The organism is Carnobacterium sp. TMP28 (assembly GCF_047553015.1).
In the GTDB taxonomy this organism is placed as follows: domain Bacteria; phylum Bacillota; class Bacilli; order Lactobacillales; family Carnobacteriaceae; genus Carnobacterium_A.
In genome coordinates this window covers 1,741,073-1,760,434 of sequence record NZ_CP180212.1, presented here as the reverse complement: position 1 = coordinate 1,760,434, position 19,362 = coordinate 1,741,073, and the positions used below count along the sequence as shown (strand labels likewise).

The window sequence follows — 19,362 nt, the reverse complement described above, 5'->3', positions numbered from 1 at the left end:
GACTAAGTGAGTTGAATAGCCTGCTTTTTTAGTTGTTTTATTTTAGTAGGTTCTCTCGTTACGGCTAGATTGTCAACAATAACGGCAAGACACAAACAAATGGGCACATTTGTTTGCTGGTCAATAGATACAGTATAGGAGTCACCAAAAGATACATAAGTTTTTTCCATTTCCATAATCGTTTTCCTACCTTTTTTAACCCAGTAATGCTTAGTATCAAAGTCACCTTTTATACTCCAGGCTAGCGGCCTAACTTTGAAATAAGGCCCTTTTAGACCTCGATATTTTTTTATTGTTGCTATTTTTTTACCAGCAACCATTAAATTAAACTTGGGAAATAGAGATAAGGTAGTCTGTTTTACTTCGATAATTAAGTCACCACCAATGCCAAAAAGAGAAAATCCATCGCCAATTCGACCCCATTTTCCGACAATGAGGTAACACTCTCTACCTTTTTTGTCCGAAACAATTAGATTATTTTTTGTAGATGCATAGTCTTGTTTTATCTGAAGATGAATCATTTTTACTCACCTCAATTTAATTTTTAACGCTTCTATTTCTTTTTATTATAACAAAAAAACAGGGAAAAACGAAGAGTCTAGCGAACAAGAATACAATTAAAAATAAAAAAGAGTTTAATCAATGCAGTCTTTGCTAAAAAAACAAAGAAAATTGATTGCCCTCTTTAACGATTATCTACTGGTATTGTTGAAAACATGGTTCAAATCTTGGATAGCTTTAACTAGCTCATCTAACTTGTTTTCCATTCGTTGTAAAAGAAACCAAGCGACAAAAATAGGGAAGCCAAGATTGCCAATTACTTCTCCGATAACCGATAGCCATTCTGGGTTTGTTTCCAAATAAATGCTCCTTTCTAAAATGAATCGTTCTAAGCGATAACGAAAGATAAAATAAAGGTGTAACCATTTAATTGAATGCGATAAGGAAAAATAAAACAAAAAATCCATTCTAGCATAAAATGAACTAGAATGAATTCTGCTATCATCATCAAAAGTAAGACCTAGATTTTTAGAACAAAGATTGGCTACTTAAGAAATAAGTTGACTAAATTGTCTCTTGTTTAGACAAGCGGTAACCACTGTGGTAAACAGAACCAATGTACTGATTGTATTTGAATCCGCTACGAATAGCTTCTGTTACAAAATCTTTTGCTTTCATGATAGCTTCTTCAACGCTTAATCCTTGAGCTAATCCAGCTGTAATAGCTGCAGCAAACGTACAGCCAGCTCCATGATTATAGGCAGGAATAAGTTTATCGGTTTCTAAGACTGTGAAGGTTGAGCCATCATAAAATAAGTCAGTTGCTTTATCGCTAGTAAAAGCTTTTCCACCTTTAATTACGACATTTTTTGCACCTAATTCATGGATTTTTACAGCGGCTTTTTTCATATCTTCTAGAGTTGTTAATTTTCCAAGACCAGAAAGGACACCGGCTTCAAATAAATTAGGGGTTACAACAGTTGCTAGAGGCGTTAAGATATCACGCAATGCAGTAGCATTTTCAGGATTTAAAACTTCATCTTCCCCTTTGCAAACCATTACTGGATCAATCACGATGTTTTCTAACTGATTGTCTTTGATTGCTTTGGCAACAACAGTAATGATTTCTACGTTTGGTAACATCCCTGTTTTCATAGCTGCAATTTTTTCATCACTTGCAAAAATTGTTTTTAATTGAGCTTCTATAACTGGGATATCAATCGTTGTTACACCATGGCTCCAGTTGTTATCAGGATCCATCGTAGCAATTGCGGTTAAGGCAGATAGGCCATAAGTGCCGTATTCAGCAAATGTCTTAAGATCTGCTTGTATTCCAGCACCGCCACTTGAGTCACTTCCTGCAATTGTTAGTGTTCTTTTAATATCTGCCATTCTTCTTCCTCCTAAAATTTAATCACTCTCTCATAAAAAGTCATGATAAGTAATCCTATTATACTGTTTTTTGTAGGGAATTCAACTCTCTATTTATCGAGCAAGTTGTTTCATCATTTCATCATTTAGTGCTAACAAAATAGACTCAGCTACACCATTTTCACTGTTTGTAGAAGTGAGGTATTTAGCATGGGCTTTAACACCCTCTTCAGCGTTTGCAACAGCTACACTGTAGCCGGCAACGTTTAACATAGACACATCGTTGTAGTTGTCTCCAAGAGCCATAACATTGTCTGTATGAATACCTAATGCTTGGGCTGCTCGAGCTAAAGCTAACCCTTTTTGTGCTTTAGCATGATTGATTTCAATATTGTTTACAAAAGAAGCAGTAATAGCTAAATCACCCGTTTCCTCTAATTCCTCGGCAAGTGGTTGAAGAACTTTTGGTCCATCTTCACTAAAGACAATAATTTTTAAAATCTCAATAGAATCATCGTCTATTAACTCTTGATAGTCTGTAACATAATTGATATTCATAATTTCTAAACGTGCAGCAGCTAGAACAACAGCCATCTTAAAAGTGGTATCTGGATTTGTTCGATAGATTAATGAAGCAACAGCTTCAATACGCTTGGCTTTATTGTCTGAATAAACGCCTAAAGAAGTTGTCATCTCACAATACAAACCTAGTGCTTTAGTTTTTTCTAAAATCGCTTGAACTGTTTCTTTACTCAAGCCAATATTTTCAATAATCTCACCTTCTTCATTGTATACTTGTGCGCCATTAAGCGTGATCAGTGGACAAGAAATACCAACCTCTTCAATCAGAGGTTTAGCTTCTGAATACCCTCGGCCTGTAGCAATCATAAAGTGGACACCTTTTTTTTGAGCAGCTAAAATTGCTTTAGCGTTTATTTCTGAGATAACCATCTTTTCATTAAGTAGCGTTCCGTCCATATCTGATGCAATTAGTTTAATCATGACTGTATTTCCTCCTAATTTCCGTTTTATCCTTATTCAGTCTACCATTTATTTAATCGGAAAAGTACCTATACCTTTTATTTTAAAGCAAAAAATAGCTAAATAGAGGAACTAAAATACTTGTGTGAAAAGATAAACTTTAGTACGATACAGACGAGGTCAAAATAGAGAGAAGGCTAACTATGGAAATACCGATTAAAAATGACTGGCTTCCGATTTTAAATCAATCCAGTTTAGATGCAACCTATCAAAAACTATCCTTATTTTTAACAGACGAATACCAAAGCAACACGATTTATCCAGAAAAAGAACAAATATGGCAAGCTTTTGAATGGACACCCTATCAAAATGTTCGAGTTGTTCTATTAGGACAAGATCCCTATCATGGTCCTGGGCAAGCTAATGGATTAAGTTTTTCTGTTAATCCCGGTGTAAAGATTCCTCCTTCTTTAGTAAATATTTACAAAGAACTAGAGACAGACCTTGGGTACAAGCGAGTTAACCATGGGTATTTAAAGACTTGGGCTGATCAAGGGGTATTATTATTAAACACCGTATTAACGGTACGAAAAGGAGAAGCTCATTCACATCGTAAAAAGGGATGGGAAGAACTAACAGATCATGTGATGAAGGCATTGAGCAATCGAGAAGAGCCAATCGTTTTCATTTTATGGGGCAATGCTTCTATTAATAAGAGAAACCTGATTAATGAGGAAAAGCATATTGTTTTGACTTCACCACATCCAAGTCCACTTTCAGCGTACCGTGGTTTTTTTGGTTCAAAGCCTTTTTCAAATACAAATGCAGCATTAAAAAAATTAAATCATGTGCCAATTAATTGGCAACTCCCTGAAAAAGTCTAGTTTTAGTACAGATAAAGGATATGGAATAAAACTGTACTAGTTTATATAGACAAATTGTAAGGAAATCAATCAAATAAGGTATATTTTAAAAAAACAGAGAGAAATAACTGTTATTTCTTGTTAAGAACGAGTATGATAGAGGAGAAGTGAAAAAACACACAATGTGGAGGGAATTAACGTGGAATTATTTGACGGTTTAAAATTTAATATTGTAAGGAAGAATATTCGTATTGTTTTTCCAGAAGGAACAGAACCTCGTATTATTGGAGCAGTTGTCCGCTTACAAGCAGAAGAACTTATCCAACCAGTTTTACTTGGTAATCCAGAAGAAATCAAAGAAGTTGCTAAAAAACGTGGATTTAATGTAGACAATATTGAAATTGTTGATCCAAATAATTATGAAGCCGCTCAAGAAATGATTGAATCTCTTGTAGACCGTCGTAAAGGGAAAGTAACAACTGAGCAAGCAGCAGAAATGATTAAAGATGAGAATTATTTCGGCACAATGCTAACATATATGGGTAAAGTTGATGGACTAGTTAGTGGAGCCATCCATTCTACTGGTGATACAGTACGTCCAGCATTGCAAATCATTAAAACGAAACCTGGTGTGAGTCGCACGAGTGGTGCGTTTATTATGCTACGTGGTCGTGATAATGAAAAATACTTATTCTCAGATTGTGCAATCAATGTTAATCCAAATGCTCAAGAATTAGCAGAAATTGCTGTTGAAAGTGCAAAAACAGCTGAGCTATTTGGTATTGAGCCTAAAGTAGCGATGTTAAGTTTTTCAACTAAAGGATCAGCTAGAACAGAAGAAGCAACTAAAGTAGCAGAAGCTACTAGAATTGCTCAAGAATTAGCTCCTCATTACGAAATTGATGGCGAGTTACAATTTGATGCTGCATACGTCGCATCTGTTGGACAACAAAAATCACCAGACTCTACTGTCGCAGGTCAAGCAACAGTCTTTGTTTTCCCGGAATTGCAATCAGGAAATATTGGTTATAAAATTGCGCAACGTTTTGGTAACTTTGAAGCAATTGGGCCTATTTTACAAGGTTTAAATAAACCTATTTCTGACCTTTCACGTGGATGTAACGAAGAAGATGTTTATAAATTAGCGATTATTACAGCTACACAGAGTTTAATGAACGAATAAAGAACAGTTAAAAAAGCAAAGCTTCTCATTAGGCCTTGCTTTTTTATATTGATTATTTTTTCAATCTATCTTAGATTTACAGATACTTAAGAGGGAATGTTTGCGCTTACAGATAGGAACTCATTATAATAGAAGAAGAGAAGAAATGAAGGGGGAAAAAATCATGAGAATAGGAATCATAGGAGCTACGGGGAAATCAGGTTCTCGTATTGCTGCGGAAGCCCTTATTAGAGGCCATCTAGTCGTTCCACTAGTCCGAAATGCGCGCAAATTAAAAGAACAAAACTGGGAAGTTGTAGAAAAAGATTTGTTTGATTTATCTTATAAAGATCTTGCAGGATTGGATGTTGTAGTAGATGCCTTTAAGCCATCTCAAGGAAAAGAAGAGCTACATCAAAAAAGTATCAATCACTTAATTTCTTTATTAGAAGGTCACGATAAGCCAAGATTAATTATAGTAGGTGGTTCAGGTAGTTTGATCGTAGACAGACAAACAGGTATGCGCCTATCTGAGATGGAAGATTTTCCTCACAGCTCAAAGCCTGCTGCTTATCATATGGAAAAATCGTTAGAAAAATTACTGGCTGCTAAAAATCTGAACTGGACATATATAAGTCCTTCAAACTATTTTATCCCAGACGGAAATCGAATTGGCAGCTATCAATTGGGCACTGATTTTCTTTTGACTAACCACTTGGGACAAAGTGAGATTAGTTACGCAGATTATGCTCTTGCCTTAGTGGATGAGATTGAGAATAAAGCTTTTGAAAATAGAAGAATAACTTTTTGTAGTAAATAGGAAGAACAAAAAATCAAACAAACTATTCCGTTAAGGGCTAAAGAATACTGGTTTATTGATGGAATGGTTTCGCTTTTTTAGGTTTCATCCCTTATAATCATAAGGGGAAAGCACGTAGCAAAATAGGAACAGAGATAAGAGGGATGAAATTGAATCGACTTTATGCAAACGATGAATCAGAAACAAAGCAAGTTGCACAAGAACTAGCAAAATTTCTAGAACCTGGTGATTTAATTTTATTAGAAGGAAATCTAGGTGCTGGAAAAACAACTTTTACCAAAGGATTAGCCATTGGATTAGGAATTAAGAAAGTTATCAAAAGTCCGACCTACACGATTATTCGTGAATACTTGGATGGTAGATTGCCGCTCTATCATATGGACGTCTATCGTCTAGAAGAAACAGGTGGAACAGATTTAGGATTAGAAGAGTACTTTGAAGGGGAAGGCGTTTCAATCGTTGAATGGGCTAAATTCATTCCAGAAGATTTGCCAACAGACTATTTACAAATCAAACTTCAGCCAGCTGGACAGGACTTAATGGAAAGAGAAATCCTCTTTCATGCTGTTGGAGAAAGGTACGCTCAATTATTGAATCTTTTTTTTGAAGATAAATAAAAAAAGAACCGACACGAAAAAAAGTGTGGGTTCTTTAAAGTGACAATTAGGTAGTTAAACGTGCTTAACCAATTTCTTAAGAGGGTCTGTACCAAAATGATTTTCTAAATACAATAAAATTTCAGCGCTTGCATTGCTGTCATCTAAGGCGTGGTGGTGATTGTCTAATTGGATACCTAAATGAGCTGAAACGGTATTTAGTTTATAGTTAGGAATCCCAGTGATCAGCTTACGACTAGATTGAACGGTACAAAGCGTCTGGAAATGAGGTTGTTCAATATGGTAATAGTCGAGAGTCCCTTGTAAAACACCTCTGTCAAAGGGAACGTTATGAGCAACAATTAATTTGTTTTCTTTGAAGCAAGGCTTAATATCTTCCCAAACACGATCGAATCTCGGTGCATATCGGACATCTTCTGGGTGAATACCGTGTACTTGGATATTTCGCCATGAGAACTCTGTCTCTGGTTTAATTAAAGTATAGTAGTGGTCGACAATGCGGCTATTTTTAACAATCGTCAAAGCAACAGAGCAAGCGCTATGACGTTGATGACTGGCAGTTTCAAAATCTAATGCAACAAAATTCATAGTTTACCTCCTCGAAAAGATAGTCATTTAATAGTATAGTCGCTTTTAGTCAGAAAGGCTAATGATAGTAGAATAAAAAAGAAGTCCAAGCGAATTGAGAAAAACAGTTGATGTTTTCTCAATTCTGACAAGGCTTCTTTTTGGTTTTAAGCTTTTTTACGAACGACTAATTTAGTTAGTTCCATTAAAACAACAGATCCAAAGGCTAACCCAGCAGCAATTCTCCATTGTACCCAACCAAAATCAGCAGGGATAGCAAAGAATTCACGAATACCTGGAATAACAGTTAAGCCATATAAAGAGAAACAGAAAATAACGGCAAGGATGACATAGATATTTGAAAAGAATCCTGCTCCTATAGCTGTTTGAGAATTAGAACGAGCAGGGAAAGTTTGTAAGGTTCTTGCTAATATTAAAGTGGTAAAGGCCATTGCAACACTCATTTCATTTGAATAACCTAATCCGATAAATTGAGAAATAATAACGGCAATACCAATTAGTGCTCCACGATAAAGAACAGAGACTAAGGTTTCACCAGCAAAGATGCCTTCATTTGGATCTCTAGGTTTACGCAACATAACATTTGGCTCGCCTTTTTCCATACCTAAAGCAATCGCTGGAACAGAGTCGTTAACAAGATTGATGAATAAGAGTTGTAAAGCAGTGAAGGGATTTACCCAGTCCATTAATAATGCAGCAACAACAGCGATAATCGCTCCTAAGTTACCAGCAAATAAGTAAGCAATGGCTTTTTTTATATTGTCGTAGACATTACGCCCAACTTCAACTGCACTGATAATAGAAACAAAGTTATCATCAGTCAAGACCATAGCAGCAGCATCTTTAGCTACATCTGTTCCACTTCCCATTGCGATACCAATATCCGCTTGTTTTAAAGCAGGAGCATCGTTAACACCGTCTCCCGTCATAGCAGAGACTTTGTCTTTGTTTTGCCAAGCTCGTACAATTCTAATTTTATTTTCAGGAGAAACACGAGCATAAACAGAAATTTTCTCTAATTGTTCATTTAGTTCGTCTTCTGTTAATGCATCCAATTCTTGACCAGTTAAAGCAATATCGCCTTCTTGTGAGATACCAATATCACGCGCAATAGCTTGAGCAGTTGTTTTGTGATCACCAGTAATCATAACCGTTTTGATACCGGCTTTTTTCGCTTGTTCAACGGCTCCATAAACTGCCTCACGAGGAGGGTCAATCATAGCCATAATACCAACAAGAATTAAGTCATTCTCATCATCAAATTGGATAGTCTGATTTTCAGTGACAGGTTTATAAGCAAATGCTAATACGCGCAATGCACGGTCTGAAAAAGCTTCGTTTTTATCTTCAATTACTTTTAATCGCTCTTTAGTTAGTGGAACAATTTCTCCATCAATTAAAACTTTCGTACTGCGATTAAAAATAACATCGGGCCCACCTTTGGTTAACATTAAAGATTCACCGTCTATCTGATGAACCGTCGACATCAATTTACGATCAGAATCAAAAGGCAATTCAGCGACACGAGGGTATTTTGTACGTAGTTCATCATAAGGCTGGTTTACTTTATTGCTGAAAGAAACCATGGCAACTTCAGTAGGATCACCTAACTCTTGTCCAGTTTCACTAATGGTTGAATCGTTAGCTAAAACAGCAATCTGCATAAGACGTTTTTCATCAAAGGTCCATGTTTCTGGTTTATCGTTAAAAGGAGCAGATTGACCATTCAATAAGAAGTAATCAACAATCGTCATTTTATTTTGTGTTAACGTTCCTGTTTTATCGGTACAAATAACGCTCGTTGCACCTAATGTTTCTACAGCGGGTAACTTACGAATAATCGCATGACGTTTTGCCATTTTGTTGGTCCCCATAGAAAGAACAATCGTAACAATCGACTGTAAAGCTTCAGGAATCGCTGCAACAGCAACGGCAACAGCAAACATAAAGGCATTTAATAAATCGACACTAAGATTAGCTGTACCGCCAAAGTAAATACGAATAGCTTCAATAACAAAAATAAGAATAGAAAGAATTAAAATCCCAATCCCAAGTTGTTTACTAAACTGATCTAATTTTTTCTGTAAAGGCGTTTGTTTTGTCATAGCATTTTCTAGTAAGTTAGCAACTTGTCCAATTTCAGTTTGGTTTCCTGTTGCAGTGATGACAAACACACCACGACCATAGACAACCAACGTTCCACTATGGACCATGTTAGAACGATCTCCAACTGGAACAACAGCTGAAAGAGTTGCGGTGTCTTTATCGGCTGGAACAGATTCGCCAGTCAGCATACCTTCGTCAATTTTTAAAGAACCTGCTTCAATCAACCGACCATCTGCAGGTACATAATCTCCTGCATCTAAGATAACAATATCACCAGGCACTAATTGATTAGCTGCTAAGGATATTTTTTCTCCATTTCGCATGACTTTAGCTATTGGAGCAGACATATTTTTTAAAGCATCCAAAGAGCCCTCAGCTTTTTTAGTTTGAACGACACTGACAACTGAATTAATCATTAAAACGGCAAAAATAATCAATGATTCAACGACCGAACCCATTAAAATTTGGACAACGGCTACGATTAGTAAAACGACAACCATCGCATCTTTAAATGTTTCTATAAAAAGTTTTAGGACTGAATCTTTTTTTACTGACTTTAGTTCATTCGTTCCAAATTCTTCAAGGCGACTCGTTACTTCTTCATCCCTTAATCCATTGGTTGTCGTATTTAATTCTGATAAAATATCTTTTTGTTCTTTTTGGTAATACTTCAAGTAGAACACTCCTTATTATTTTTTTAAAGTGAAATAGATATTGGCTTATCGGCTGGACACTAGAAAACAGTCCAACAAATGGTCTTTGTTAACCGGTATGAGAATACCTCCTTAAGGTTCTTTTGAGAAAAACGATAAAAAAAGAGACTTATGCAGAATTATTTCTTTACAGAAACAATGTGCATAAGTCTCACCGTTTAAGACAACACCAGTAAATTTTGCGAATTTACTTGTTGGTGATGTTGCCACAGCCATTGCTGCCGGTTACTCCCTTATGTATGAAAATAGGTAGTTTATCGTTTTTCTTCTTTTATAGTATATAATTTTTATTTTAATAAAGCAATTAAAATAATTTCTTCTCTTTATTGTGTAAATAATACAGACTAAAGATAAGAAATTCTTGTATTCGCTTTCGTTTAAATGTATAATTGTTTTATGGTTAATGTATAGACAAATAAAAAATAAAAACTAAAAGGAGAGAATAAAAAATGGACTATCAATTTCCTAAAGATTTTTGGTGGGGGTCAGCAGCAAGTGGCCCTCAAACAGAAGGTCGTTATGACGGAGACAAAAAAGGAGAAAGCATCTGGGACTACTGGTATAAAGAAGAACCTGAAAAATTTTTTAACCAAGTAGGGCCAGAAAAAACATCTCGTTTTTATAAAAAATACCAAGAAGACATTCAGTTAATGAAACAGACTGGACACAATAGTTTTAGAACTTCTATCCAGTGGAGTCGACTTTTTCCGGATCATACAGGAAAGGTAAATCAAATAGGCGTAGACTTCTATAATACTGTTATTGATGAGCTGATTAAAAATGATATCGAACCATTTATAAACTTGTATCACTTTGATATGCCTATGTGGTTACAAGAAAAAGGTGGTTGGTTAAATCGTGATACAGTAGAGGCGTATACATTATTTGCTAAAACCTGTTTTGAGTTATTTGGAGATCGAGTGAAAAAGTGGTTTACACATAATGAACCGATTGTTCCCGTTGAAGGAGGCTACCTTTACCAATTTCATTATCCAAATGAAGTCAATATGAAAGATGCCGTTCAAGTAGCTTATCATGAGGTTCTTGCAAGTGCGAAAGCGATACAAGCTTACCATGAAATGAAACTCGACGGCGAGATTGGAATTATTTTGAATCTGACGCCAAGTTATCCACGTGATGAGACAAATCCCGAAGATGTAAAAGCTGCTTCCATTGCGGATGCATTTTTTAATCGTTCTTTTCTTGATTCTGCAGTAAAAGGAGAATTTCCAAAAGATTTAGTAGATTTATTGCGTACAATTGATCATTTACCAAATACAGAACCAAGCGATTTAACGATTATTAAAGAAAATACGGTTGATTTATTAGGCATAAACTATTATCAACCAAGAAGAATTAAGGCAAAAGAATCTCGTGAAAAATTAGCGCAAGGACCAATGCCAGATGACTATTTTGATAACTACATTATGCCTGGACGTAAAATGAATCCTTACCGTGGTTGGGAAATTTATGAAAAAGGTATTTACGATATTTTAACAAATCTAAGAGAAAATTATGGGAATATTCGATGCTTCATCTCTGAAAATGGGATGGGTGTTGAAAATGAAGAACGCTATATCAATGAAGAAGGCGTAATAGAAGATGATTATCGAATTGAGTTTGTTAAGGACCACTTAGCTTATGTTCATCAAGCAATTCAAGAAGGAAGCAATGTAAAAGGTTACCATATGTGGACGTGTATGGATAACTGGTCATGGATGAACGCTTATAAAAACCGTTATGGTTTTATTGCAGTTGATTTAGATCAAGAAGGAAAGAGGACGATTAAAAAAAGTGGTCATTGGTTTAAAGAAATGACAAGTCAAAATGGATTTTAATTCAACTCCTTAATAAACAGACAAAAATTCTGATTGAGTTTATTCTCAATCGGATTTTTTTTGATTGATTCGACTAAACATACATACTTTTCAGATGGTGCATACAACAGTATGACTAAATTGATTAACATTAATGAAAAGCTTTTTTAAATAAAAGACTAGACATATAAAAAATAAAATGGTATTCTTTTATTGTAATCGATTTCAAAAAAAGACTGACTCAAACTAGGCCGGTTATCAGTCAGCAAAAAAATTAAAGAAAAGAGGAACTATCAATGAATGAGTTTATTGATAAGTTAGGTGATAAATTACTTCCAATTGCCGGAAAGCTTGGAGAAAATCGTTACCTTACAGTTTTGCGGGATGCATTTATGCTTGCTTTTCCTATTACCATGTTTGGATCTATTGTAGTTGTATTAAATAATTTGCCATTTTTCAGTGACGCAACAAAAGGTACTTTAGGAAACTTGTTTGGGAACGGACAAAATGCAACGATGTCAATTATGACTATATTTGTCACGTTTGGTATTGGGTATTATTTAAGTAAATCATACGAGGTTGAGGGTATCTTTGGTGGAGCTGTTTCACTGGCTTCTTACTTGATTTTGACACCGTTCTCAATGTTAAGTGAATCAGGAGAAGTAGTGCTTGGTGTACTAACATTAGATCGTTTAGGTGCAAAAGGGATGTTTATCGGCATGATTGCAGCATTTGTTGCTGGAGAAATTTATACAAGAATGGTTAAAAAAGGCTTCGTCATTAAAATGCCTGAAGGTGTTCCACCAGCAGTTGCTAATTCATTTGCAGCTTTGTTACCTGCTCTTATTACTTTAACGACTTTCTTATTACTTAATGGAGCCGTCATTGGATTCTTTGATACAAACTTACATGATGTTGTTTATTCTGCTATTCAACAGCCTCTTACAGCTCTTGGTAGTGGTTTACCTGCTACATTGATTGCTGTATTCTTAGTTCAATTCCTATGGTTCTTCGGATTACATGGTCAAATTATTGTTAACTCAGTAATGGATCCTATCTGGAATACGTTAGCTTTAGAAAATCTTGATGCTTACAGAGCTGGTGAAGCTTTACCACATATTGTAACCAAACCATTTATGGAAATTTATACTGTTGGTATGGGTGGATCCGGAAGTACCTTGATTGTTGTGTTATTATTAGCATTTGTTATGAAGAGTAGGCAAAACAAAGACATCGGTCGCTTAGCTTTAGGACCTGCAATCTTTAACGTAAATGAACCACTCATTTTCGGTATGCCTTTAGTACTAAATGCATCAATCTTTATTCCTTGGATTTTAGCACCATTAGTAGCGACTGCATTTAACTATGCTGTAATGGTTGCAGGAATATTTCCAATTCCAACGGGAGTAATAGTACCATGGACAATACCTGTTGTTATTAATGGTATTATGGCTACAAGTTCATTCATGGGTGGAGTACTCCAAGTCATAGATATGGCTCTTATTGGGTTAATTTGGTTCCCATTCTTGAAATTAATTGACCGTGCTAACTTGAATCAGATAAAAATGAGTGAACCTGAAAAAGGATAATTAGAAAGTAGTGAAAAAAGGACTAATCAAAACGATTAGTCCTTTTTTTGGTTTTTTACACAATCTAATAAAAGACATCCCTTTTTGTAGAATGAGCCTCAACTGTTTATTTGTTTTTTAATGGATGATTAGCAAAAAAAAGATACTAGTGAATAAGACCGCTAAAAAAGTGGAAGTTCACTTTTAAAAGACTAGTCTTTCCAAGTAGTATACGGTATGATAAGCGTAATGTAAGAGGAGGTACGAAAATGGTAAAATATGAAGCCATCGCTAATGAGATGAGACGACGAATAGTAACAGGTACGTACCCTATTGAATCCCTTATTCCGGATCAAATTAGTTTAGCCAAAGAGTTTGAAGTCAGCCGTATGACAATGAAAAAAGCCTTAGATATTCTCGCAATGGAGGGACTCATTTACCGCCAGCGTGGCTCGGGGACATTTGTAATGAAAACTGCGCTGTTAAATCAACAAGATTCAGCTGTGAATGAATATGAAGGACTAACCAAACAGTTGAGTGGAAAAAAAGTTACGAGTAAAGTGATTGAATTTAATGTAGAATTTCCCTCAGAAGAGATAATGAAACAGTTAATGGTTAAAAAAAATCAACCTGTTTATAAATTGATTAGATTACGAGTAGTAGATGGTGAGCCCTATGTTTTAGAGCATACGTACATGCCAATTGATTTAGTAGTAGGATTAACAGAAGAAATTTTAGAACAATCTATTTATCGTTACATTCATGAAGAACTAGATTTACATTTTGGTGGTGCATTTAGAAAGATTCATGCAGATAAATCTTCTCATTATGATCAAGAGTACCTGAATTGTAAAGCAGACGATCCAATATTAGAAGTAGAACAAGTTGTTTATTTGAAAGATGGGCGCCCATTTGAATATTCTCGAAGTCGTCATCGGTACGATACACGAAGCTACACTATCTCAGATATTAATAGAAGCAACTAATAATGAAAAGCATCCTAACCTATGTTTAATAGGATTAAGATGCTTTATCTCTTCTATTTTATTTCAGAATCAACTCTATAGGACAATGATCAGAACCCATAATATCTGAGTGGATTTTTACATCGGATAACTGGTTTTCAAGCCGATTAGAAATGCAAAAATAATCAATTCTCCAACCAGCATTAGTTTTACGAGCATAGAACCGGTAGTTCCACCATGAAAAAGCACCTTCTTCACTAGGATAAAAATAACGAAATGTGTCTATGAACCCTCTGTCAAGTAAAGCAGTAAAATTAGCTCGTTCCTTATTCGTAAATCCTGGGCTCTTATGATTGGTTTTCCAATTTTTTAAATCAATATTTTTATGAGCAACATTTAAATCTCCACAAAAGATAACAGGTTTTTCTTGATCTAATTTAGCTAGGTAATCAGAAAAGTCTTGATCCCATTTCATTCGGTAGTCTAAACGAGCTAGATCATTTTTTGAGTTAGGTGTGTAACAAGTGACAACATAGTATTCAGGATAGCTAAGAGTGATAACTCGTCCCTCATTATCGTGTTCTTCTTTATTGAGGCCATAAGAAACACTACTTGGTTTATGTTTAGTAAAAATAGCTGTTCCAGCATACCCTTTTTTTTCTGCGTAATTCCAGTAACTATGGTAACCAGGTAAGTCTAAGTCAATTTGACCTTCTTGTAATTTCGTTTCTTGTAAACAAAAAAAATCTGCATCAAGTTCATCGAAAATATCAATAAATCCTTTTTTTACAACAGCACGTAAACCATTTACATTCCATGAAATAAATTTCATCAGAAACAAACCCCTTTCGTCTAAACGTCTTAGTTTTATTGTACAGGAAGGAATAAAAATAGTACATTTAGGGAATAGAAAAAACGAAAAAATAATAAATAGAGATGAGGAATAAAGATGTTAAAAGTTGGTATAATTGGACTAGGTGGTATTGCACAAAAAGCTTATTTACCTGTCGATATGATGATGCAAAATAAAGTAGAATGGCATCTTTACACTCGTAACCAGAAAAAACTTCAAGCAATTGGCAACCAATACAATCATGCGAATCTCCATTCTTCTATAGAATCCCTTATTGAAAGTGGTGTAGAAGCGGCTTTTGTTCATACAGCTACTCATACACATGCTAAAATTGTTAAGCAATTAATCGAAAATGGTATCCATGTTTATGTAGATAAGCCAATTAGTGAAGACTTAAAAGAAGTGGAAGAATTGATTCAACTAGCTGAGCAAAAGCAAGTTTTACTTACAGCTGGCTTTAATCGACGATTTGCTCCAATGATTCAAAAATTAAAAGATGTTCCAGATAAAAATATGATTTTTATTCAAAAAACAAAGCCAAATAGTACGGGATCTGTTAAATTTGCTATTTACGATATGTTTATTCATGTATTGGATACGGCTTTATTCCTATTAGATGGACCTATTTTAGATGTATCTTTTAGTGTGAAAGAAAAAGATGGAGAATTAAAAAACTGTGTAGTCCATTTAACAACAGAAAAAACTAGTTGTATTGCATCGATGAATTATGTTTCTGGTGCGAATTACGAATCTGCTGAGATTCATTCTCCTACTGGAATGCATCGTGTGATCAACCTAACAGACTATTCTAGTGATGTGAATGGTGTACAGACCACACAACAAGTTGGCGACTGGGAACCAACACTAGAAAAAAGAGGGTTCGCCCCTTTAATCCGCTTATTTTTAGCAGCAGTTGAGTCAGGTATTAATCCTGTCTCAACCCAAACGACTTTATTATCCCATCAATTGTGTGATAAGATTGTTCATACTAAGCAATAAAAATCAGTCGTAGCAAGCAGGAAAGAAAATAAAAGAACTAGATTTGTTCGCAATGATTCTCTGTTATTAGAGTAATTTACTAATAGGCTTTACTTTTCTATCGATGAGTCTATAATACATTTATGCGTCTAAGATTTACAAGAAAGAGGTTGCCTTCATGTTATCAGATAAATTTAGAAAACTATCGATATCGACTCGGATAGCTTTCAGTTTTGCTTTTGTTATTTTTATTGGTTCATTATTATTGAGTTTACCTATTAGTACAGCGGTTACTTCGCAAAATACGTACTTCGATAACTTATTTACAGCTGTTTCTTTAACTTGTGTTACAGGATTGTCGACTACTCCAGTATCTGAATCCTATACGATTTTTGGACAAGTTATCTGCATTATTTTGATGCAAATAGGTGGACTTGGGCTAATGACAATCATTGCAACTATCTTAATGAGAATGGGTAAAAGGATGAGTTATACGGATACACTGGCAGTCAAAGAAGCTTTAAATCGAGAAAAACTAGGCGATTTTAAAACGTATGTCTTATCTATATTTAGATACACCTTAATCATTGAAGGAATCGGTATGTTTTTTTTAGCACTGCGATTTGTTCCTGATTTTGGGTGGGCTAAAGGTCTATTTACCTCTTTATTTTTAGCTGTTTCAGGTTTTTGTAATGCTGGCTTTGATAACATGGGAGCAAGTAGTCTCCAAAATTATGTCCATGATCCACTGGTAACTTTAGTTATCGCAACATTGATCATCTTAGGCGGAATTGGATTTTCTGTTTGGTTCGACGTAACATTTAACGTGTATTCTATTATTAAAAACAAAAAGAAATTAGGATTCAAAAAGATGTATCGTTTACTAAGACCCCATACACGTTTAGCCATCAATATGTCTGCTATTTTATTAGCTGCAGGAACCATGATGTTTATGGTCGTAGAATGGAATAATGCTTCTTCAATTGGAAATTACACTGTTTCTCAAAAAATAATGGTATCCTTTTTCCAATCTGTAACAATGAGAACGGCTGGTTTTGCGACAATTGACTATGCAAACGTGTTACCATTCTCACTACTATTTTTTATTTTTTTAATGTTTATTGGCGGGTCTCCCGGTGGTGCAGCCGGAGGAATCAAAACAACCACTTTTGCATTGGTTATCTTATTAGTCATAAATGAAATAAGAGGTCAAAATAATGTTAACTACGCAAGCCACTCGATTCCTGTAGAAACAATCCGTAGAGCAATTGTAGTCGTCTTTACTTTTTTTGCCTGCTTGATGACAGGCTTTAGTATCTTGCTAATTGTTGAAGATCAACCGTTCGTCGTTTTATTGTTCGAAGCAGTTTCAGCACTTGGTACAGTTGGGGTGAGTGTTAATTTAACGCCAGAACTATCCAGAATTGGTCAAACTGTTTTGATGTTCTTAATGTTTATTGGGCGAATAGGGCCAATTACAATTTTCCTAAGTCTTGTTAGAAGAAAAGGAAAAAGAAAAGAACGTGTTTATGCTAAAACAAATATTTTAATTGGATAGGAGAAAAAATGCATGCCTACAAAAACAATTGGTGTATTAGGATTAGGTATATTTGGATCGTCCATTGCTAAAGAATTAAGCGAATTTGACTGCGAAGTGATAGCCGTCGACATAGATGTTTGCAATGTGAATAGAATAGAACCTTTTGTTACAGAAGCGATACAAGGAGACATTACTGATTTAGATTTTTTAAAAAATATCGGACTTGAAAATTGTGACGTTGTAGTCGTTGCTACTGGAACGAGTCTTGAATCTAGTGTTCTAGCAGTGATGAATTGTAAAAAGTTAAATATTGATAAAATTATTGCCAAAGCTAAAAACAAAATGTTTATGGAAGTTTTAACTGCTGTAGGAGCAACAACCGTTGTTCGTCCGGAAAAAGAAATGGGCGAAAGAGTAGCTAAAAGCTTGCTAAGACGAAACATTACAGATATTGTTGACTTAGATGAGCAATACGCTGTAATTGAGTTTTATCCACCTATAAAATGGGTTGGTCGTTCCTTGGAAGAATTAGATTTACGAAAGCGATACGAGATGAATATTATTGGTATCAGAAAAAAAACAATCAGAAAATTGGATGTTTCGTTTGGGCCGGACTACGTTATTCAAAACGACGATATCATAGTAGGGATAGCAGAATCTGAAATATTCGAACAATACGATTACCTGAATAAATTAAAATAGTGGATTGAAAAGTAGACGGAAGAAAAAAGCTAGAGTTATTTAATTCTCCTTATTTCAAAGTCTAAGAGTGGTATGAGAAAAAGGGTAAAAACTGTTCAAGTACTGGCTTAGCATGTTAGAATGTTAATTAGTAAATTAATTTTGAGGGGTCATTATGCAATGCTAATAACAAAAATGAAAGAAAAATTTCCTAATTCAATCATAAAAGAAAAAGAACCTTTGTCCCTTTACACTTACACAAAAACAGGCGGACCGGCAGATATATTAGTATTGCCTCAAGAAAAATCTGAGGTAGTTGAGTTAGTAGAATGGATCAATGAGAATAACTTGTCTTTAACCGTTTTAGGCAACGCCAGTAATTTGATTGTAAAAGATGGTGGCATACATGGTGTGGTAATGGTTTTGACTGAAATGAATAACATTTCTATTTCAAAAACACGTATTACTGCACAAAGTGGAGCACGCTTAATTGATACCTCTTACGCAGCCCTAGACGCGGAGTTGACAGGTTTAGAATTTGCCTGCGGGATACCCGGTAGTATTGGTGGAGCAGTCTTTATGAATGCTGGTGCCTACGGAGGCGAAGTTAGTGAAGTGATTGACACGGTAACGATTTTAACTCGTTCGGGTGAAGTAAAGGAATTAAAAAATAAAGATCTTGAATTTCGTTACCGTCACAGCGCAATACAAGAAACACGAGATATTGTTTTGGAAGTAGAGTTTCACTTAGAAAAAGGTAAAACAAGCGAAATAAAAGAGCGGATAGAAGAATTAACTCTTTTACGTGAATCTAAGCAACCTTTGGAATACCCTTCTTGTGGGAGTGTATTTAAGCGACCAACGGGATATTTCACAGGTAAATTAATCCAAGAAGCTGGGTTACAAGGTAAAATATTCGGAGGCGCTCAAATCTCAGAGAAACATGCTGGTTTTATTGTGAATATTAATCATGCTACAGCAACAGATTATATTGACTTAATTGCGCATGTACAAAAGATTATTTTAGAAAGTACAGGGGTCGAACTTGTACCAGAAGTTCGTATCATCGGTGAAAATATCTTATCACAATAAACGAATAGCTGAAAAAATCAAAAACAGAATTTATTTTCTGGTTTTGATTTTTTTATTGATTTTAGTTTGATAAAAACTATAATTAGAAGGGATGAGTAAACGCATTTGTGCGTACTGATTGACTAAAAGGCCAAATAATAAGAAAA

Annotated in this window: 18 protein-coding genes; 11 read left to right on the top strand and 7 right to left on the bottom strand. The window is 35.1% G+C overall.

The features are described 5' to 3' along the window. Positions 1 to 2: 2 nt before the first annotated feature. The 4 genes from ACMHYH_RS08400 to ACMHYH_RS08385 all read right to left on the bottom strand — a co-directional run bounded on the left by ACMHYH_RS08400 (position 3) and on the right by ACMHYH_RS08385 (position 2,874). Entirely contained in the window at positions 3 to 521 is a 519-nt protein-coding gene (locus ACMHYH_RS08400; RefSeq protein WP_414838953.1) for an LURP-one-related/scramblase family protein, read from the bottom strand. 171 nt (positions 522 to 692) lie between these two features. Beyond that, positions 693 to 860, bottom strand: coding sequence for a YvrJ family protein (locus ACMHYH_RS08395; protein ID WP_414838952.1), 168 nt, complete (start codon positions 858 to 860; stop codon positions 693 to 695). Between the two features lie 205 nt (positions 861 to 1,065). Next, on the bottom strand, positions 1,066 to 1,893 hold the full coding sequence (gene thiD, locus ACMHYH_RS08390) for a bifunctional hydroxymethylpyrimidine kinase/phosphomethylpyrimidine kinase (protein ID WP_414838951.1): 828 nt from the start codon (positions 1,891 to 1,893) through the stop codon (positions 1,066 to 1,068). A 93-nt stretch (positions 1,894 to 1,986) separates the two neighbouring features. Further along, the gene (locus ACMHYH_RS08385) at positions 1,987 to 2,874 is read right to left on the bottom strand and encodes a Cof-type HAD-IIB family hydrolase (protein WP_414838950.1); all 888 of its coding nucleotides are present in this window, start codon (positions 2,872 to 2,874) and stop codon (positions 1,987 to 1,989) included. 182 nt (positions 2,875 to 3,056) lie between these two features. Between ACMHYH_RS08385 and ACMHYH_RS08380 the strand changes: the two genes are divergently transcribed. From ACMHYH_RS08380 to tsaE, 4 genes are all read left to right on the top strand, one after another. Further along, positions 3,057 to 3,737 (top strand): uracil-DNA glycosylase, encoded by a 681-nt coding sequence (locus ACMHYH_RS08380; RefSeq protein ID WP_414838949.1) that lies wholly within the window; start codon positions 3,057 to 3,059, stop codon positions 3,735 to 3,737. Between the two features lie 178 nt (positions 3,738 to 3,915). After that, positions 3,916 to 4,899: a phosphate acetyltransferase gene (pta, locus tag ACMHYH_RS08375; RefSeq protein ID WP_414838948.1), complete on the top strand. Its 984-nt coding sequence runs from the start codon at positions 3,916 to 3,918 to the stop codon at positions 4,897 to 4,899. A gap of 163 nt (positions 4,900 to 5,062) precedes the next feature. Next, a complete protein-coding gene (locus ACMHYH_RS08370) occupies positions 5,063 to 5,698 on the top strand; it encodes an NAD(P)-dependent oxidoreductase (protein WP_414838947.1) in 636 nt (211 codons plus the stop codon). A gap of 143 nt (positions 5,699 to 5,841) precedes the next feature. Next, entirely contained in the window at positions 5,842 to 6,315 is a 474-nt protein-coding gene (gene tsaE, locus ACMHYH_RS08365; protein ID WP_414838946.1) for a tRNA (adenosine(37)-N6)-threonylcarbamoyltransferase complex ATPase subunit type 1 TsaE, read from the top strand. A 54-nt stretch (positions 6,316 to 6,369) separates the two neighbouring features. Here the strand turns inward: tsaE and ACMHYH_RS08360 are convergent, their stop codons facing one another. Next, a complete protein-coding gene (locus ACMHYH_RS08360) occupies positions 6,370 to 6,903 on the bottom strand; it encodes a 3'-5' exonuclease (RefSeq protein ID WP_414838945.1) in 534 nt (177 codons plus the stop codon). Positions 6,904 to 7,049: 146 nt separating this feature from the next. After that, complete coding sequence (locus ACMHYH_RS08355) at positions 7,050 to 9,683, bottom strand: cation-translocating P-type ATPase (protein ID WP_414838944.1); 2,634 nt, start codon at positions 9,681 to 9,683, stop codon at positions 7,050 to 7,052. A 488-nt stretch (positions 9,684 to 10,171) separates the two neighbouring features. On the opposite strand from ACMHYH_RS08355, the gene ACMHYH_RS08350 reads away from it, so the two are divergent. From ACMHYH_RS08350 to ACMHYH_RS08340, 3 genes are all read left to right on the top strand, one after another. Next, complete coding sequence (locus tag ACMHYH_RS08350) at positions 10,172 to 11,560, top strand: glycoside hydrolase family 1 protein (RefSeq protein ID WP_414838943.1); 1,389 nt, start codon at positions 10,172 to 10,174, stop codon at positions 11,558 to 11,560. Positions 11,561 to 11,835: 275 nt separating this feature from the next. Further along, positions 11,836 to 13,128 (top strand): PTS cellobiose transporter subunit IIC, encoded by a 1,293-nt coding sequence (celB, locus tag ACMHYH_RS08345; protein WP_414838942.1) that lies wholly within the window; start codon positions 11,836 to 11,838, stop codon positions 13,126 to 13,128. A gap of 248 nt (positions 13,129 to 13,376) precedes the next feature. Beyond that, positions 13,377 to 14,093, top strand: a complete 717-nt coding sequence (locus ACMHYH_RS08340) for a GntR family transcriptional regulator (RefSeq protein WP_414838941.1) — start codon at positions 13,377 to 13,379, stop codon at positions 14,091 to 14,093. Between the two features lie 58 nt (positions 14,094 to 14,151). Here ACMHYH_RS08340 and ACMHYH_RS08335 read toward each other — a convergent pair whose 3' ends face one another. Then, complete coding sequence (locus ACMHYH_RS08335) at positions 14,152 to 14,904, bottom strand: exodeoxyribonuclease III (protein ID WP_414838940.1); 753 nt, start codon at positions 14,902 to 14,904, stop codon at positions 14,152 to 14,154. Positions 14,905 to 15,021: 117 nt separating this feature from the next. Here ACMHYH_RS08335 and ACMHYH_RS08330 point away from each other — a divergent pair, with 117 nt between their 5' ends. The 4 genes from ACMHYH_RS08330 to murB all read left to right on the top strand — a co-directional run bounded on the left by ACMHYH_RS08330 (position 15,022) and on the right by murB (position 19,216). Next, positions 15,022 to 15,924 carry a Gfo/Idh/MocA family protein gene (locus ACMHYH_RS08330; protein ID WP_414838939.1) on the top strand — a complete coding sequence of 301 codons (903 nt, stop codon included), beginning with the start codon at positions 15,022 to 15,024 and terminating at the stop codon, positions 15,922 to 15,924. A gap of 157 nt (positions 15,925 to 16,081) precedes the next feature. Further along, entirely contained in the window at positions 16,082 to 17,461 is a 1,380-nt protein-coding gene (locus ACMHYH_RS08325) for a TrkH family potassium uptake protein (RefSeq protein ID WP_414838938.1), read from the top strand. A gap of 12 nt (positions 17,462 to 17,473) precedes the next feature. Beyond that, on the top strand, positions 17,474 to 18,145 hold the full coding sequence (locus ACMHYH_RS08320; protein WP_414838937.1) for a potassium channel family protein: 672 nt from the start codon (positions 17,474 to 17,476) through the stop codon (positions 18,143 to 18,145). A gap of 159 nt (positions 18,146 to 18,304) precedes the next feature. Next, positions 18,305 to 19,216: a UDP-N-acetylmuramate dehydrogenase gene (gene murB / locus ACMHYH_RS08315; RefSeq protein ID WP_414838936.1), complete on the top strand. Its 912-nt coding sequence runs from the start codon at positions 18,305 to 18,307 to the stop codon at positions 19,214 to 19,216. The last annotated feature ends 146 nt before the right edge of the window (positions 19,217 to 19,362 follow it).

What these genes read in the sequence shown, in the direction of transcription:
- ACMHYH_RS08400 (WP_414838953.1), bottom strand. Translation starts at nt 521, where the DNA reads ATGATTCATCTTCAGATAAAACAAGACTATGCATCTACAAAAAATAAT.
- thiD (WP_414838951.1), bottom strand. Translation starts at nt 1,893, where the DNA reads ATGGCAGATATTAAAAGAACACTAACAATTGCAGGAAGTGACTCAAGT.
- ACMHYH_RS08385 (WP_414838950.1), bottom strand. Translation starts at nt 2,874, where the DNA reads ATGATTAAACTAATTGCATCAGATATGGACGGAACGCTACTTAATGAA.
- ACMHYH_RS08380 (WP_414838949.1), top strand. Translation starts at nt 3,057, where the DNA reads ATGGAAATACCGATTAAAAATGACTGGCTTCCGATTTTAAATCAATCC.
- ACMHYH_RS08370 (WP_414838947.1), top strand. Translation starts at nt 5,063, where the DNA reads ATGAGAATAGGAATCATAGGAGCTACGGGGAAATCAGGTTCTCGTATT.
- tsaE (WP_414838946.1), top strand. Translation starts at nt 5,842, where the DNA reads ATGAAATTGAATCGACTTTATGCAAACGATGAATCAGAAACAAAGCAA.
- ACMHYH_RS08360 (WP_414838945.1), bottom strand. Translation starts at nt 6,903, where the DNA reads ATGAATTTTGTTGCATTAGATTTTGAAACTGCCAGTCATCAACGTCAT.
- ACMHYH_RS08350 (WP_414838943.1), top strand. Translation starts at nt 10,172, where the DNA reads ATGGACTATCAATTTCCTAAAGATTTTTGGTGGGGGTCAGCAGCAAGT.
- celB (WP_414838942.1), top strand. Translation starts at nt 11,836, where the DNA reads ATGAATGAGTTTATTGATAAGTTAGGTGATAAATTACTTCCAATTGCC.
- ACMHYH_RS08340 (WP_414838941.1), top strand. Translation starts at nt 13,377, where the DNA reads ATGGTAAAATATGAAGCCATCGCTAATGAGATGAGACGACGAATAGTA.
- ACMHYH_RS08335 (WP_414838940.1), bottom strand. Translation starts at nt 14,904, where the DNA reads ATGAAATTTATTTCATGGAATGTAAATGGTTTACGTGCTGTTGTAAAA.
- ACMHYH_RS08330 (WP_414838939.1), top strand. Translation starts at nt 15,022, where the DNA reads ATGTTAAAAGTTGGTATAATTGGACTAGGTGGTATTGCACAAAAAGCT.
- ACMHYH_RS08325 (WP_414838938.1), top strand. Translation starts at nt 16,082, where the DNA reads ATGTTATCAGATAAATTTAGAAAACTATCGATATCGACTCGGATAGCT.
- ACMHYH_RS08320 (WP_414838937.1), top strand. Translation starts at nt 17,474, where the DNA reads ATGCCTACAAAAACAATTGGTGTATTAGGATTAGGTATATTTGGATCG.
- murB (WP_414838936.1), top strand. Translation starts at nt 18,305, where the DNA reads ATGCTAATAACAAAAATGAAAGAAAAATTTCCTAATTCAATCATAAAA.